We start from the raw sequence: 15,696 nt of genomic DNA, 5'->3' as shown, positions 1-15,696 counted from the left end.
TCCGTGACCCTGACATGGAAGCGCCTGCTCCTGGCCGGCATCGGCGCGGGCATCGCGGCGCTGGCCGTGGGGTGGTCGGGCCTCGTGTCCATTGCCGCCAACACCGGGCATTTCGCGCCGGTAGGCTGGTTCCTGCACTGGACCATGGGCAATGCCGTGGACACGCAGTCCATCGGCATCTCGGTGCCGGAAGGCGTCAGCCTGTCCGACCCGGCCCTCGTGCGGCGCGGGGCGGGGCATTTCCAGACCAACTGCGTTACCTGCCACGGCGCGCCGGGCCAGCCGCAATCCGCGGCCATGACGGCGATGATGCCGCCGCCGCCGCCATTGGCGGACAAGATCGGCGACTGGCGCGACCGGGAGCTTTTCTGGATCGTCCGGCATGGCATCAAATATTCGGGCATGCCCGCCTGGACGACGCAGTCGCGCCCCGACGAGGTCTGGGCCATGGTCGCCTTTCTGCGGGCGCTTCCGACGCTGGACGAAGACGGCTACCGCGCGCTCGCCTTCGGCGAGGGGCCGCCCGCTGGGGCGGGGCGTGGCGGCGGCCCGTTCGAAACCGCGCTGGCCGACTGCGCGCGCTGCCATGGCATGGATGGCGCAGGGCAGCCGCCTGCCGGCTCGGTGCCGGTGATCGCGGGTCAGTCTTCGGCTTATCTTCTGGCCAACCTCAAGGCATTCGCCGTTGGCAGCCGCGACAGCGGCATCATGCAGCCGGCAGCCAGCATCCACGACGATGCGATGCTGGCGCGGCTGGCCGAATGGTATGCGGGCCAGACCCCGCCGGCGCGGAACGAGGCCGCCGCCATCGACAGGCCCTTCGGCGCCACGGTGGGCGAGGAGGGCAAGGCCCGGCTTCCGCGCGGCAGCGTCGCGGCGGACCGCACGCTGGAAGTGCAGTTGAGCGACGACACCGTGCATGTGGCCTCCGCCTTCGGTCCGCCTTACGAGGCCGAGGGTCTGGCCGAACTGGGGCAAACGATCGCCGAGGCCGGCCTGCCCGACCGCAAGATCGCCGCCTGCGAATCCTGCCATGGCGCTGCCGCACGGTCCGCCAACCCCAACTATCCGTATCTTTCCGGACAGCCCGAATGGTACCTGGCCGCGCAGCTCGAGTTGTGGAAGCACCGCGACCGGGCGGGCGGGCCGCATGCGCATGTGATGGAGCCCATCGCCGTGTCCATGACGCAGGAGCAGATTGACGCGGTGTCGCTGTGGTACGCTCTGCAACCGGCGGCGCGTTGACGAAATTCAGGCGCGCCACGGTGGCGCGGGCCGGGTCGAATCAGCTATCCCTGCAGTTGAAGGGCGAATGGCAGGGACTGCCCCGCCCGGACCATCCATGAATGAGGATCGCCGGAAAATGCAGTCACGTGCCGCCGTCGCCTGGGAGGCCAACAAGCCCCTGACCATCGAAACCGTCGAGATCGGTGGGCCGCGGCCCGGAGAGGTGCTTGTCGAAATCATGGCGACGGGCGTCTGCCATACCGATGCCTATACCCTGTCCGGGCTGGATTCCGAAGGCAAGTTCCCGGCGATCCTGGGGCACGAGGGCGCCGGCATCGTGCGCGAGGTGGGCGCGGGCGTCACCAGCGTCAAGCCCGGCGACCATGTGATTCCGCTCTATACGCCCGAATGCCGGCAGTGCAAGACGTGCCTGTCGCGCCGTTCCAACCTGTGCACGTCCATCCGGGCCACGCAGGGGCAGGGCGTCATGCCGGACGGCACGTCCCGCTTTGCCTGCCATGGCGGGGAGGTGTTCCATTACATGGGCTGTTCCACCTTCTCCAATTTCACCGTGCTGCCCGAGATCGCGGTTGCGAAGGTGCGCGAGGACGCCCCCTTCGACAAGATCTGCTATATCGGCTGCGGCGTCACCACCGGCATCGGGGCCGTCATCTACACGGCCAAGGTGTGGCCGGGCGCCAATGTGGTGGTGTTCGGGCTTGGCGGCATCGGCCTCAACGTGCTGCAGGCCGCCCGCATGGTGGGTGCGGACCGCATCATCGGCGTGGACATCAACCCCGGCAAGGAAGAGATGGCGCGCAAGTTCGGCATGACGCATTTCGTCAATCCGGCCGAAATCGGCAATGACAAGGTGGTGCAGGCCATCCAAGACCTGACCGATGGCGGCGCGGACTTCTCGTTCGACGCGACGGGCAACGTCAACGTGATGCGCCAGGCGCTGGAGTGCTGCCACCGCGGCTGGGGCGAATCCATCATCATCGGCGTGGCCGAGGCCGGCAAGGAAGTCGCCACACGGCCCTTCCAGCTCGTCACCGGCCGGGTCTGGAAGGGCACGGCCTTTGGCGGCGCGCGCGGCCGCACCGACGTGCCGAAGATCGTGGACTGGTACATGGAGGGCAAGATCAACATCGACGACCTGATCACCCACACCATGCCGCTGGACGAGATAAACACCGCCTTCGATTTGATGCACGAGGGCAAGTCGATCCGCTCCGTCGTCCTATATTGACGGTTTGGCCCGGCCGCCGCGTGCCGGCCGGGCTCGGTTCAACGGAAACGACTGACGAGGAATATTCGCGATGGATCTGGTGTCGACGTCGAAGGCGCATGGCGGAACGCAAGGGGTGTATCGCCATCAGTCCCGCACCACCGACTGCGAGATGACGTTCGCGGTTTTCGTGCCGGAGCATGCGCCCGGCGAAAAGCTGCCCGTCGTGACTTACCTTTCCGGGCTGACCTGCACGCACCAGAATGCGATGGACAAGGGAGAGTTTCGCCGCGCGGCCGCCGAGCACAGGCTGATCGTCGTGATGCCGGACACCAGCCCGCGCGGGCCGAACGTGCCGGACGAGGCCGACAACTGGCAGATGGGGTCGGGCGCCGGCTTTTATGTCGATGCGACCCAGTCGCCATGGCGCCACAATTACCGCATGTACTCCTATGTCGTGGACGAGCTTCCGTCGCTGGTGGCGGTCAACTTTCCGGCGGACGTAGCGCGGCACGGCATTTTCGGCCATTCCATGGGTGGCCACGGCGCCATGACGATCGCCCTCAGGAACCCCGAGCTCTATCGCAGTTGCAGCGCCTTCGCGCCCATCGTCCATCCCACGACCGCGGACTGGTCGCGCCCGGCGCTGGAAAAATACCTCGGCCACGACGCGATGGCATGGCGCCAGTATGACACCTGCCTCCTGATCGAGGATGGCAAGCGGTTTCCGGAGTTTCTGGTGGACCAGGGCACGGCCGACCAGTTCCTGGAGACGGGCCTGAGGCCCAATATCCTGAAGGTCGCCTGCGAAAAGGCCGGCATTGCGCTGACGTTGAACATGCGGGAGGGGTACGACCACTCCTACAACTTCATATCCACCTTCATGGACGATCACATCGCCTGGCATGCGGCGCGGCTGAACCGCGCTTGAAGCCATGCCGCGCGCGATGGCGCGGCATGGACCGTTCGACGCGGTCAGGCTGTCGGCGTCAACGTCACCGACGTGCCGGTTGCCGCCGCGTTCAGGCCCAGCTGGCCGCTGACGCTGATCGTCTGTAGCTGAATGGAGCCGGCGGTGCCGCCGATCAGGAGATTGGCGCCGGCTCCGGCACCCAGGGTCGCCTCCACGGTCGCGCCCTGGTAGACGCCGCTCAGGGAGCCCTTGTGGTAACCGGCCGTCGGGGCGAAGACGGCCCAGACGAGCTGCCCGCGCGTCGTGAAGCCGAGGTCCACGCCCATCTTGCGCATGACGCCCGTGTAGACCTCCGATGTACGCGCACCGGTCGTGGACTGGAAGGTGCAATCGAGGGTTTTCGCGGACCCGAGGACGTAGCCGACGCCACCGCCGACATCGCAGGTCAGGTAACCGATGCGCACGCCATCGCGCTCGACGACTTCGGGGTAGGGTTCGGCCGGGGCATAACCCCCGACATCGGCGGCATTGGCGATGGTCGGGCCCAGAAGGGCGGCCTGGGCAAAGACAGCGGCGGCAAGAATGCGCTTCATGTCCAACTCCTGTTCGATCGTATGGCCCGCCGGGCCTGGACGAGGCCCGACCGGTATTCGATGCTATTAACAATCTGGAAAGGAGTTCGATCCCGCTGGATTTTTGCGGTGCACTCGATGGACAATCTTTCCTGTTTGGAAACCCTTTCGATTTGCGAACGGTACACTCGTTTGGTGTCCAATGCCTCGACAAGGAGCGGAAGGGGATGCGCCTCCATGAGCAATCTGGTGTGGATCGTGACCGCTTCCGCATCGCTGTGGTGCATCATCATTCTGCTGGTGTGCCTTGGCCGCCGTGTCTTGCTCGGGTGATCTGCGATCCAGCACTACAACCGCCGTCGAACGCGCTGTATGGTGGGATGCTCCATCTGCCGAAGGCGACTCGTCCATGTCGAATGCCATTCCCCTGACCAGCGGCCGTTCATCGCGCCCCCTCGCATGGTTCCTGATGGCGGCGGTTCTTCTGCCGCTGCTGGGCGCCTGCGGCGTGAACAACGTTCCGACTTACGAGGAACAGGCCAAGGCCGCATGGGCCGAGGTACAGAATCAGTATCAGCGCCGCGCCGACCTGATTCCCAACCTGGTCGAGACGGTGCGCGGCTTCGCCGCACAGGAGCGCGAGGTCCTGACGGCGGTGGTTGAGGCGCGTGCCAAGGCCACGCAGACCACCATCAACGCCGACCAGCTCACAGACCCGGCCGCCGTCGAGCGGTTCCAGGCCGCACAAAACGAATTGTCCGGCGCGCTGTCGCGCCTGCTGGTAACGGTGGAACGCTATCCGGACCTGAAGTCCAACCAGAATTTCCTGGCGCTGCAGAGCCAGCTCGAAGGGACCGAAAACCGCATCGCCGTGGCGCGGCGGGACTACATCGAGCGGGTGCGGGTCTACAACACGGAGCTGCGCACGATTCCCGGCCGGTGGATCGCGGGTATTCTCTATCCCGAGGCTGAGCCGATGCAGGCATTCGAAGCAACCGAAGGTGCCGCGACACCGCCCAGCGTCAACTTCGGCACCAACTGAGCCCTCCCGGCATGACACGGACCTTCGATACGCTCGGGCGGTTCGCCCGTACATGGGGCGTCATGCTGGCCATGGTGCTGTCACTGCTGTCCCCGCAGGCGTTCGCACAGGATTTCCCCATTCTCAGCGGACGGGTCGTCGATGCGGCCGGCATGATGACGCGTGCGCAGGCCGAGGCGTTGCAGGCGCGCCTGGCCGCGCACGAGGCATCATCGACCGACCAGGTCGTGGTAGCCACGGTCCCGAACCTGCAAGGCTACGAGATCGCGGATTTTGCAAACCGCCTGGCGCGGCACTGGGGCATCGGGCAGCAGGGCGAGAACAACGGCGTCCTGCTGCTTGTCGCGCGGGACGAGCGCCAGGTGCGCATCGAAGTCGGCTACGGACTGGAAGGGACGTTGACCGATGCCCTGTCCCGCATCGTCATCGAAAACGACATCCTTCCCCGCTTCCGCAGCTCCGACTTTGCCGGCGGCATCGCGGCGGGGGCCGACGCCATCGTCTCGATCCTGTCCGGCAACGCCGATGAGGTCCGGGCGCGCGCCGAGCGCAACGCCGGATGGAGCGGTGAGGGCGTCGATGACTGGATCAGCCTCGCGGTCGTGCTGTTCATCCTGGCCACGGCCTTCGGCCCGGTGGCCCTGATGTTGCTGGCACGGATCTTCGGAACGAAACTGCCGGGTGGCCGCCGCAGGTTCATGGGTATGGAGTTCGGCGGCCGGTCGGGCCGGCGCAGGCGCGGCAATGCGGGGTACTGGGGCGGCGGCATGGCCGGCGGCGGCCTGGGCGGCGGCTGGGGTGGCGGATCCTCCGGCGGTGGCTTTTCCGGCGGCGGCGGCTCTTTCGGAGGCGGTGGCGCCTCCGGAAGCTGGTAGACAGGAGAAGGCGCGATGCCGCTGCGTTTCACGAAACAGGATCACGACCGCGTCGCCGCCTCCATCGCCCGTGCCGAAAACGGCACCAGCGGCGAGATCTACGCGGTCTTCGCCCGGGCAAGCGCCGATGTGACGCCCATTTCCTATGCGGTCGCACTAACGCTCTGCATCCTCTCCGGCTTTGTTGCCGCAGTCCTGGGGGCGCTCGCCGGGCATGCCGTTTCAGCGGTGGACCTTGCCTTCGGGCAGATCGTCGGCGCATGCCTCCTGCTCGCGCTGCTGCGTTTCGTGCCACGGTTGCGCCGCCTGTTCGTGCCGGGCTTCCTGGCGCGGATGGCGGCGGCGCGCGTCGCACGGGAGCAGTTCCTGGCCCATAATCTGCACTCCACGGCGGGGCGCACCGGCGTGCTCCTGTTCCTGTCGGAGGCGGAGCATTATGCCGAGGTGATCGCCGATGACGGCATCGCTGCCCGAGTGCCGCCGGAGGCGTGGACCGACATCGTCGATACGCTCATCCGCGCGGGCCGCGACGACACCCTTGCCGATGGTTTCGTGGAGGCCATCGCGGCAGCCGGGGCGTTGCTGGCTCAGCATTTCCCGCAGGACGATGCCGGCCTGAACGAGATACCGGATCGATTGGTGGAAATCTGAAAATCGCCGGCCGCTTTTGCCTGGCCCGCGGTATTGGCGATTGACGGCAGCCGCCCCAGGATCGATACAACCGCAGATTTTGCAACTCGGAGTCTCATCATGAGCGAGCGTATTGCCGATATCGGCGTTCTGGGTCTCGGAACCATGGGAGCCAACCTGGCGCTCAACATGGCCGAGAAGGGGTTCAAGGTCGCCGTCAACAACCGCACCGTCGAGAAGGGGTATGCCCTGCGCGACGAAAACGGTGAGATCGGCCAGAATATCGTCCCCACCGACTCGATCGAGGATTTCCTGTCGCGGTTGAAGGCACCGCGGCTGGTGCTGTTCATGGTTCCGGCCGGCCCCATCGTCGACGAAGAGATGAAGCGCATCATGCCGCTGTTGTCGCCGGGCGACATCATCATCGATGCCGGCAATGCCGATTTCAACGATACCGTGCGCCGTTCGAAGCTGGTGGAAGAGACGCCGTTTCATTTCGTCGGCATGGGCGTTTCCGGCGGCGAGCTCGGCGCGCGGCACGGCCCTTCGATGATGGTGGGCGGCGCGCCCGAAACCTATGCATCGCTGAAGCCGATCCTCGAGCCGATTTCAGCCAAGTACGAGGGCGAGCCCTGCGTGGCGTGGCTGGGGCCGGACGGCGCGGGCCACTTTGTGAAGACCATCCATAACGGCATCGAATATGCCGACATGCAGATGATCGCCGAGATCTACGGCATCCTGCGCGATGGGGTGGGGCTTTCCGCAGGCGAGATGGCCGACATCTTCGCCGACTGGAACACGCGCGGCCTGTCGTCCTATCTCATCGAGATCACCGCTGTGACGCTGGCGGAAAAGGATTCCGAGACCGGCAAGCCGATGGTGGACGTGATCCTGGACGAGGCCGGGCAGAAGGGCACGGGCCGCTGGTCCGTCATCGAGTCGCAGAAGCTGGGCGTCGGCGCCACCACCATCGAAGCCGCCGTGTCGGCGCGCAGCGTATCTTCCCGCAAGGCCGAGCGCGAGCTGACCGAAAGCCTCTATTCGTCGGTCGCGCCCGCCAAAGCCGAGTTCCATGGCGACAAGGAGGGCTTGAACGAGCTGGAAGCCGCTTTGGAGACGGCCAAGATCATCGCCTACGCACAGGGCTTTGCAGTGCTGACGGCTGCGTCCGCCGAGCATTCCTGGAACCTGCCGCTGGGCGAGATCGCCCGCATCTGGCGTGCCGGCTGCATCATCCGCTCGCAGTTCCTGGATGATATCACCAAGGCGTACGAGGGCGCTGAACCGCCGGCAAATCTCCTGCATGCGCCGGAATTCGTGGCGCGGGTCAGCGCGGGTGAAAGCGCTTTGCGCCATGTGGTCGCCAAGGCGGCCATGGCCGGCATCGCCGTTCCGGCGTTGGCGGCGGCCTTGTCCTATTTCGACGATTACCGGCGGGCGCGCGGCACCACCAACCTGACGCAGGCCCAGCGCGACCTGTTCGGCGCGCACACCTTCCATCGTACCGACAAGGATGGCGTCTTCCACCATCAATGGCCGGCGGTCTGATCCGCCGTTTCAGCATCGTCCGGGGCCGCCATCGCGGCCCCTTTTACGATCGTCCCGAAAAGATCGACGCCCTTTCGGCCGCGTCGAGGGCGCGGTAGGCGCCGGGCGCGAGATCGCCGGGCAAGGCAAGGCCGCCCAGCCTGTCGCGATGCAGCTCTTCGACATGGTTGCCGAGCGCGGCGAACATGCGGCGCACCTGATGGTATCGGCCTTCGCCGACGGTCAGGAACGCCTCGCGTTCGCCGATGGCCTCCAGCGTCGCCGGCAGGAGGGGCTTGTCCTCACCCTCGAGCAGCAAGGTGCCGGCGGCGAAAATCTGGCCCTCGTCGCCCCGCAGCGGGCGCGCCAGCACGGCGCGATACCGTTTCTCCACATGGCTGCGCGGCGCGATGACCTTGTGCAGGAAGGCGCCGTCGTCGGTGATGAGAAGCAGGCCGGAGGTTTCCTTGTCCAGCCGCCCGACGGTCGACAGGGCCGGATCGCGCCGGCGCCATCGCGCGGGCAGGAGGTCATAGACGAGCGGCCCGGCTTCCTTGTGCGAGCAGGTAACGCCAAGGGGCTTGTGCATCGCCAGGACGACGCCTGGCAACGGGTCCAGCCGCTCGCCGTCCACGATGAGGCGGTCTTCCAGGTCGGGCGTCAGGGCGATCCGGCTGTCGGCAGCCTGGAAGGGCGCGCCGTCCAGGAGGATATGGCCGTTCCTGGCCAGCATCTGGATTTCCCGACGCGAGCCGTAGCCGAGATTGGCCAGCAGCTTGTCCAGCCGTGCGGTTGGCGTCCTGCCGCTCATGCCGTGGCCTCGACGACCTTGTAGCCGCCCTTGTCGGCACGCGCCTCGACGCGGCGGAACGCAGCGGCCAGGACGGCCTCGTAGGGCAAATGCCGGTTGGCGACCAGCCATAGGGTGCCGCCCTTGCGCAGGGCGCGCCGCGCGGCCCGGATGAAGTCCTGTCCCAGTTCCCGGCTTTCGCTCCCCTCGGCATGGAACGGGGGATTGCTGATGACGAAGTCCAGGGGGCCGAGCGGCTCCGTCAACGCATCGGCCCACAGGAAGGACGCGCGTGGATCGGTGACATTGCGCCGCGCGCAGTCCACCGCCCGCCTGTCGATATCCAGAAGGGCGAGGCTCTCGACCTTGTCCGACCGCAGGGCGTGCCGGCTCAGGATGCCGATGCCGCATCCGAGATCGGCTCCCTTGCCCGCCAGCGGCGGCAGCACCTCCATCAACAGGCGGCTGCCGGGATCGAGCCTGTCCCATGAAAAGACGCCCGGTTGCGACCAGAGGTCGAGTTCCGGCACGAGGCGTGGAGCCCCTTCGTCCATCGCGGCCTGGAGGCTCAACGTGCCGGCCGGCCTGTCGAGGATACAGATGCGGTGGCGACGCCGGAAGCTTTCCGTCGGATCGCAGCCGAAGGCTTGCAGCTCTCCCGCCAGGCGGGCGCCGCCCTTGTCCTTCGGTGCGAGTGCCACCAGCCGGCCACCCGGCGCAAGCGCGCGCAGCCCGTGCGCCAGGACGTAGCGCCGCTCGAGCGAGCCGGGGGGTGCCAGCATCACGAGCGATGCGATACCGCCATCCGGAACGGCCTCCAGCGCCGTCGAGCCGGGCACGAACGGCGAAAGCTGGATACGCGATACCGATGCGTCCTCCGCGACGAGGTCGGGCGGCGGTGCGCCGTAACGCGCATCGATAGGAGCTTCTGTCATATTGGTCACACCTGCCCTATAAGGCAGCCTCGCGGGGTGGGGAAGCCCCAATCTGGAAGCGGGGAGGGACCGGACGTGAGCGTCGATGCGAAGATCAGATCGATCACGCCACCAGAGCTGATCGCCCGGAAGGGCGGCGAGAAGATCGCCTGCCTGACGGCTTATACGACACCGATGGCGCGGTTGGCCGACCGGCATTGCGATCTCATCCTGGTGGGCGACAGCCTTGGCATGGTCGTGCACGGCCTGCCCAACACGCTGGGCGTGACGCTGGACATGATGATCCTGCACGGCAAGGCGGTGATGCGCGGGGCCGGGCGCGCGCTGGTGGTGGTGGACCTTCCCTTCGGGAGCTACGAGGCCGGCGCGGGGCAGGCCTTCGAGGCTTCGGCCCGGGTGATGGCCGAGACGGGATGCGCGGCGGTCAAGCTGGAGGGGGGCGTCGAGATGGCCGGGACGGTCGCCTTCCTGACGGCGCGGGGCATCCCCGTGTGCGCCCATGTCGGGCTGGTGCCGCAACGGGTGCAGAGCTTCGGCGGCTACAAGGTGCAGGGCCGCGGCGCGGCCCGCGACAGGATCCTCGCCGACGCCGTCGCCATGGCCGAGGCCGGCGCCTTCGCCGTGGTGCTGGAGAAGGTGGTGGAGCCTCTCGCGCGTGAGATCACCGAACGCCTGCCGGTGCCCACCATCGGCATCGGAGCATCGCCGGCCTGCGACGGCCAGATTCTCGTTCTGGACGATATCCTCGGCGTATTCACCGACTTCCAGCCGAAATTCGTGCGTCGCTACGCCGAACTCGGCATGGCCGCGGAAGACGCCATCGCCGCTTATGTCCGTGACGTGCGGGAGGGGCGTTTTCCGGCGGCCGAGCATACGTTCGGCGAAAGGGCGGGTGCACTCTGATGGGCGCGGTCGCGATCGTTCGCAGCCCGCGCGCGCTGCGGGCCATGGTCCACGACTGGAAGCAGGGCGGGCTGACGGTCGGCGTGGTGCCCACGATGGGCGCCCTGCACGAGGGCCATCTGAGCCTCGTCCGCCACGCCCTGGCCGAGACCGACAGGGTCGTCGTGACGCTTTTCGTCAATCCCCGCCAGTTCAACAATCCGGCGGATCTGGCCGCCTATCCGCGCACCGAAGATGCCGATGCGGCCATGCTGGAGCCGCTGGGAGTGCATGTTCTCTATGTGCCGGACGGGGTGGACATGTATCCCGAGGGCTTCGCCACGACGGTATCGGTTGCCGGGGTCAGCGAAGGGCTGTGCGGCGCGTTCCGGCCGGGCCATTTCGACGGTGTGGCGACGGTCGTCGCCAAGCTGCTGATCCAGACGGCGGCCGACCGCGCCTTCTTCGGCGAGAAGGATTTCCAGCAGCTCATGGTGGTGCGCCGCATGGTGTCGGACCTCGACCTGCCGACGCGGATCGTCGCCTGCGGAACGGTCCGCGAGGAGGACGGGCTTGCCATGTCCAGCCGCAACAGGAGGCTGTCGGCAGAGGAGCGCATTCTCGCCCGGGCCCTCCCCGACGCGCTGTTCAGGGCTGCGGGCGCCATCGGGGCCGGCTCGGATGTGAAGGCTACGCTTGCACAGGCGCGGGATGCGATCCTGGCGGGCGGCTTCCGGGCGGTGGAGTATCTCGAACTGCGGGACGAGGCCAGCCTTGCGCCCGTGAACAGCTTGGGCAACGTGCCGACACGGATCCTGGCCGCGGCCTGGCTGGGTGACGTCCGGCTGATCGACAATGTCGAGGTGATCCGGGCGACCACAGTGGATATCTCCGCAAGGGACGCGGTTGCGCAGGGCAGGCGGGTCACGACGGTCTGATCTTACGCTTACGTAAATTACCTTTTCGAGGGCGCTTTTAGCCTATATCGATGGGGTATCGGAAACTGGGAGGTGCCGAAACTCATGAACAAGCCGTGGCTGCAGTACTATCCGGAGGGCGTACCGGCCGAGTTGCCCGAACTGCCGTTTGCCTCGCTGGTCGATCTTTTGGAAGATTCGTTCAAGCGCTTCGCGGATCGCCCCGTCTTCAAGTTCATGGGCCGCTCGATCACCTACCGCGAGATGGACGTCGCCTCGCGCAATTTCGCGGCCTATCTGCAGGCGAAGGGCCTGAAGCGCGGCGACCGCGTTGCGCTGATGATGCCGAACGTCCTGCAATATCCAGTAGCCGTCGCCGGCGTGCTGCGCGCCGGCATGGTGGTGGTGAATACCAATCCGCTCTACACCCCGCGCGAACTCAAGCATCAGCTGACCGATTCCGGGGCGCGCGCCATCGTGATCCTGGAAAACATGGCGACGACCCTGCAGAAGTGCCTGCCGGACGTTCCGGTGGAGCATGTCATCGTCGCATCCGTGGGCGACATGCTGCCCATGCTGAAGGGCACGATCGTCAATTTCGTGCTGCGGCGGGTCAAGAAGATGGTGCCGGCCTATGAATTGCCGGGCGCCGAGCGCTGGAACCAGGCGATCAGGACGGGCGCGGCCTCGACCTTCGAGCGCGTTGCTCCCAAGCCCGACGACATGGCGAGCCTGCAATATACGGGCGGTACGACGGGTGTTTCCAAGGGGTGCATCCTGTCGCACCGAAATCTCGTTTCCAACGTCATCCAGTCGGAGCTGTGGCACGAGCCGGCCATGCGCAACGTGCCCGCCGGCGAGCAGACGAACACGATCTGCGCGCTGCCGCTGTATCATATCTTCGGCTTCACGGTGAACATGATGCTGTCGATGCGGCAGGGCGGCTGCAACATCCTGATCATCAACCCACGCGACATTCCCGCCGTGATCAAGGAGTTGAAGGCGCAACCCTTCCACCTGTTCCCGGCCGTGAACACGCTGTTCGGCGCGATAGCCCGCCATCCGGATGCCAGGAGCGTCGACTGGTCCTCGCTGCGCATCTCGGTCGGCGGCGGCATGGCGGTGCAGGGCGCGACGGCCGATCTGTGGAAGCAGGTGACGGGCTGCACGATCTGCCAGGGCTATGGCCTGTCGGAGACCGCCCCTGTGGCCTGCTGCAACATCGTGACCGACAAGGAGTATACCGGCACGATCGGCTATCCGGTGCCGTCCACCGACTGCCGTATCGTGGATGACGATGGCAACCCGCTGCCGTTCGGCGAGCGCGGCGAACTGGCCATCAAGGGCCCGCAGGTGACGGCGGGCTACTGGAACCGCCCGGACGACACGAAGAAATCCTTCACCAGCGACGGCTATTTCCTGACGGGCGACATCGGCCTCATGGACGAGACGGGCGCCACAAGGATCGTGGATCGCAAGAAGGACATGATCAACGTGTCCGGCTTCAACGTCTACCCGAACGAGGTCGAAGACGTGGTGACACGCATGCCCGGCGTCGTGGAAGCAGCCGCCATCGGCATGGAGGACGAGAATTCCGGCGAGGCGGTCAAGCTGTTCGTGGTGACGAGCGATCCGTCCGTCACCGAGGAAGCGGTAAAGGCGTTCTGTCGCGACAATCTGACGGGCTACAAGCGGCCGAAGGTCGTCGAGTTCCGGGACGAGTTGCCGAAGACGAATGTCGGCAAGGTGCTGCGACGCGAATTGCGAGACTAGGCGGAAATGTCGGATCGGCGGCGCCGGCTTGTGCCGGCGGCCGCTTCATGGCTTAATTTGGAAAGGGGTACATGCATGGGCTGCGGGGAGCTCTTCGCGGCGCACCGAAGTTTTTTGCCTCGCCTGGGCGATTCGGCCTTTTCATTCATCAAAGTGTCGCTTATATCCGCATCACCGCAGCGCAAAAGCGCTCGCATCGGTGACGCGGGGTGGAGCAGCCCGGTAGCTCGTCAGGCTCATAACCTGAAGGTCGCAGGTTCAAATCCTGCCCCCGCAACCATCTTTACTTGCGACCCCGTAGCCCCCGCTGCGGGGTTTTTGCTTTGCGTGGAAATCGTAAGGATTCCAGCGAGATCGCCCTGAACGGCGATCTCCACCTTGCCGTCGACCGGCGTCAGCTCGATCTGATCCACGAGCGAGCGCAGCGTGTCGGCGGCCTCGATCCGCTTCCCCTCGTCTTCGTCCTGCAGGGCGTCGTAAAGCTGTTGGACCCGCTTGCGGTATTGCAGTGCCATGCTCGGGTGCAGCAGGGGTGGCGGCTCGTCGGCTTCGGCCAGGAACAGTTCAAGTTCCTTCTTGCGTTTCTCAATCGCCACCATCTTCGCGTTGAGCGCGTCAGCGGCCCCACCCTTCAGTATCAAATTGAGGAGGGTCTCGAGTTCCCGATCGATCTTCGCAATCTCCGCCTCGGCCGACGCGATCTCGGCGCGGCCCTCCATGCGCAGCCGGTTCATCTCCTGCGTGAAGACCTCGCAGAAATGGGTGAAGAGCTCCGGATCGACGAGTTTGGTACGCAGTGCGTTCAGCACACGCGCTTCCAACTCGTCGCGGCGGATGTTGACCCGGTTGTCGCAGGTCCCCTTGTTGCGCGCCGTCGCACATCCGATCAGCGTCGCCGAGATCGCGGAATAGCCGCCACCACAGCAGGAACATTTGGTCAATCCCGAGAAGAGGTATTTGGGGCGGCGGCGGGTATTGATCCGGGAGAGATCGGCCTCGCCGTTTTCCTTCCGGGCGATCTTGTTCTTCTCCTGCCGCGCCTTCACGGCGTTCCAGAGATCGTCATCGAGGATGCGCAGCTCCGGCGTTTCCTGGATGACCCATTCCTCTTCCGGGTTGGGGCGGGCCTGCCGCTTGCCGGTGTTCGGATCCTTGACGAAGCGCTGCCGGTTCCAGACGATCTTGCCGATATACATCTCATTGTTGAGGATGCCATTGCCCCGTTTCGGGTTGCCGTTGATCGTGCTGAACCCCCAATCGCCGCCTGACGGAGCGGGAATGCCTTCCTTGTTCAGGGCGAAGGCGATGGTCTTGGCCGACTTGCCGGCGGCGTAGTCGCGCAAGATGCGGCGGACCACCTCGGCCTGGAACTCGTTGATGGTGCGATCGCCGCGGATCGGCTCGCCGTTCGCATCGAGTTTCTTGACCACATCGTAGCCATAGGCATTGCCACCACCCGATTTGCCCGCCTCGACGCGGCCGCGCTGCCCGCGGCGGGTCTTGTCGGCCAGATCCTTCAGGAACAGCGCATTCATCGTGCCCTTGAGACCGACATGCAGATGCGTCACCTCGCCTTCCGACAGGGTGAACATCTTCACGTCGGCATAGGACATGCGCTTGAAGATGCCCGCGATGTCTTCCTGATCGCGGGAGAGGCGGTCCATCGCTTCGGCCAGGATCAGGTCGAAACGGCCGCCCATTGCGTCGGCCATGAGCGCCTGAATGCCTGGGCGGATCAGCGAGGCGCCGGAGATCGCGTGGTCCGAATACTCCTCGACGATATGCCAGCCCTGCTTCTCGGCATGGAGACGGCACATACGGAACTGGTCGGCGATGGAGGCGTCGCGTTGATTGTCGGAAGAATAGCGGGCGTAGATCGCGACTTTCAAAACCTGGCTCCCGTCCGTATCAGGAGGAGCGCTTCCTCCTTTGCCGTGACATCTTCACTTCCTCTGCATAGCACTCCTGCGCCGCCTGCCTCGCCAGGATGCCGACCAGACGCAGAAGGCGAGGGTCGGGATTGCCACGCGGCGTAAACGTCAGCTCCGGCGCGTCCAGCAGCAAGGATTCGAGCAGCGCTTCGCGCTCTCCTCCTGTCATCTTTGCCGGGTTTCCTGGGGCTCGCAAGGTCATAGCTTGCAGCATTCGCCCCGAGGGAAGCATAAGCAACGGAAATTGAAGGCGAATATTCGGCGGCGATTGGCGCGGGCAATCGTGCCATGGCGTGGCCAAGCGCAGCCGGGCGTGCCTTTGCGTAGCAAAATAACCTATCGGAATCCCTCGCTGACCCGGTCATCATTGGCCTCGTCGCCTCTCCTCGTGAGGTCATTGACTGTTGACGCAACCCTAGCGTATTGTAATTCGCGATACAAGGCGCTATATACC

General features: G+C 65.7%; 15 protein-coding genes and 1 tRNA gene. 11 read left to right on the top strand and 5 right to left on the bottom strand.

Features of this window, described 5'->3' with window-relative positions:
* Nucleotides 1-3: 3 nt before the first annotated feature.
* From IGS74_RS01270 to fghA, 3 genes are all read left to right on the top strand, one after another.
* Nucleotides 4-1,245 (top strand): c-type cytochrome, encoded by a 1,242-nt coding sequence (locus tag IGS74_RS01270; protein WP_246722802.1) that lies wholly within the window; start codon nucleotides 4-6, stop codon nucleotides 1,243-1,245.
* 118 nt (nucleotides 1,246-1,363) lie between these two features.
* Complete coding sequence (locus IGS74_RS01265) at nucleotides 1,364-2,476, top strand: S-(hydroxymethyl)glutathione dehydrogenase/class III alcohol dehydrogenase (protein WP_039194858.1); 1,113 nt, start codon at nucleotides 1,364-1,366, stop codon at nucleotides 2,474-2,476.
* 70 nt (nucleotides 2,477-2,546) lie between these two features.
* Nucleotides 2,547-3,386: an S-formylglutathione hydrolase gene (gene fghA / locus IGS74_RS01260; protein ID WP_192388718.1), complete on the top strand. Its 840-nt coding sequence runs from the start codon at nucleotides 2,547-2,549 to the stop codon at nucleotides 3,384-3,386.
* Between the two features lie 44 nt (nucleotides 3,387-3,430).
* Here the strand turns inward: fghA and IGS74_RS01255 are convergent, their stop codons facing one another.
* On the bottom strand, nucleotides 3,431-3,961 hold the full coding sequence (locus IGS74_RS01255) for a DUF992 domain-containing protein (RefSeq protein ID WP_192388716.1): 531 nt from the start codon (nucleotides 3,959-3,961) through the stop codon (nucleotides 3,431-3,433).
* Nucleotides 3,962-4,409: 448 nt separating this feature from the next.
* Here IGS74_RS01255 and IGS74_RS01250 point away from each other — a divergent pair, with 448 nt between their 5' ends.
* The 4 genes from IGS74_RS01250 (at nucleotide 4,410) to gndA (ending at nucleotide 8,035) form a co-directional block, all read left to right on the top strand.
* On the top strand, nucleotides 4,410-4,982 hold the full coding sequence (locus IGS74_RS01250; RefSeq protein ID WP_246723208.1) for a LemA family protein: 573 nt from the start codon (nucleotides 4,410-4,412) through the stop codon (nucleotides 4,980-4,982).
* A gap of 11 nt (nucleotides 4,983-4,993) precedes the next feature.
* Nucleotides 4,994-5,857 (top strand): TPM domain-containing protein, encoded by an 864-nt coding sequence (locus IGS74_RS01245; protein WP_192388712.1) that lies wholly within the window; start codon nucleotides 4,994-4,996, stop codon nucleotides 5,855-5,857.
* 15 nt (nucleotides 5,858-5,872) lie between these two features.
* On the top strand, nucleotides 5,873-6,508 hold the full coding sequence (locus IGS74_RS01240; protein WP_192388710.1) for a TPM domain-containing protein: 636 nt from the start codon (nucleotides 5,873-5,875) through the stop codon (nucleotides 6,506-6,508).
* Between the two features lie 99 nt (nucleotides 6,509-6,607).
* Nucleotides 6,608-8,035, top strand: coding sequence for an NADP-dependent phosphogluconate dehydrogenase (gene gndA, locus IGS74_RS01235; RefSeq protein WP_192388708.1), 1,428 nt, complete (start codon nucleotides 6,608-6,610; stop codon nucleotides 8,033-8,035).
* Nucleotides 8,036-8,078: 43 nt separating this feature from the next.
* Here gndA and IGS74_RS01230 read toward each other — a convergent pair whose 3' ends face one another.
* Both IGS74_RS01230 and IGS74_RS01225 read right to left on the bottom strand, forming a co-directional pair.
* On the bottom strand, nucleotides 8,079-8,825 hold the full coding sequence (locus IGS74_RS01230; protein ID WP_192388706.1) for a 16S rRNA pseudouridine(516) synthase: 747 nt from the start codon (nucleotides 8,823-8,825) through the stop codon (nucleotides 8,079-8,081).
* Complete coding sequence (locus tag IGS74_RS01225) at nucleotides 8,822-9,739, bottom strand: class I SAM-dependent methyltransferase (RefSeq protein ID WP_192388703.1); 918 nt, start codon at nucleotides 9,737-9,739, stop codon at nucleotides 8,822-8,824. The genes IGS74_RS01230 and IGS74_RS01225 overlap by 4 nt, the downstream gene beginning before the upstream one ends.
* Before the next feature lie 75 nt (nucleotides 9,740-9,814).
* Here IGS74_RS01225 and panB point away from each other — a divergent pair, with 75 nt between their 5' ends.
* The 4 genes from panB (at nucleotide 9,815) to IGS74_RS01205 (ending at nucleotide 13,591) form a co-directional block, all read left to right on the top strand.
* Entirely contained in the window at nucleotides 9,815-10,642 is an 828-nt protein-coding gene (gene panB, locus IGS74_RS01220; RefSeq protein WP_192388700.1) for a 3-methyl-2-oxobutanoate hydroxymethyltransferase, read from the top strand.
* On the top strand, nucleotides 10,642-11,559 hold the full coding sequence (panC, locus tag IGS74_RS01215; RefSeq protein ID WP_192388698.1) for a pantoate--beta-alanine ligase: 918 nt from the start codon (nucleotides 10,642-10,644) through the stop codon (nucleotides 11,557-11,559). The genes panB and panC overlap by 1 nt, the downstream gene beginning before the upstream one ends.
* 84 nt (nucleotides 11,560-11,643) lie before the next feature.
* Nucleotides 11,644-13,311: a long-chain-fatty-acid--CoA ligase gene (locus IGS74_RS01210; RefSeq protein WP_192388696.1), complete on the top strand. Its 1,668-nt coding sequence runs from the start codon at nucleotides 11,644-11,646 to the stop codon at nucleotides 13,309-13,311.
* Between the two features lie 203 nt (nucleotides 13,312-13,514).
* Nucleotides 13,515-13,591, top strand: a tRNA-Met gene (locus tag IGS74_RS01205).
* On the opposite strand, the gene IGS74_RS01200 is transcribed toward IGS74_RS01205, so the two are convergent.
* Both IGS74_RS01200 and IGS74_RS01195 read right to left on the bottom strand, forming a co-directional pair.
* Entirely contained in the window at nucleotides 13,548-15,200 is a 1,653-nt protein-coding gene (locus IGS74_RS01200; protein WP_192391282.1) for a recombinase family protein, read from the bottom strand. The two genes, IGS74_RS01205 and IGS74_RS01200, sit on opposite strands and share 44 nt — an antisense overlap.
* A 19-nt stretch (nucleotides 15,201-15,219) precedes the next feature.
* Nucleotides 15,220-15,411 (bottom strand): hypothetical protein, encoded by a 192-nt coding sequence (locus tag IGS74_RS01195; RefSeq protein WP_120443149.1) that lies wholly within the window; start codon nucleotides 15,409-15,411, stop codon nucleotides 15,220-15,222.
* Nucleotides 15,412-15,696: the final 285 nt, after the last annotated feature.

Origin of the sequence: Aureimonas sp. OT7 (assembly GCF_014844055.1) — a bacterium.
In the GTDB taxonomy this organism is placed as follows: domain Bacteria; phylum Pseudomonadota; class Alphaproteobacteria; order Rhizobiales; family Rhizobiaceae; genus Aureimonas; species Aureimonas altamirensis_A.
Note: the sequence above shows the minus strand (reverse complement) of the source record. Positions and strands in the feature narration are given on the sequence as shown.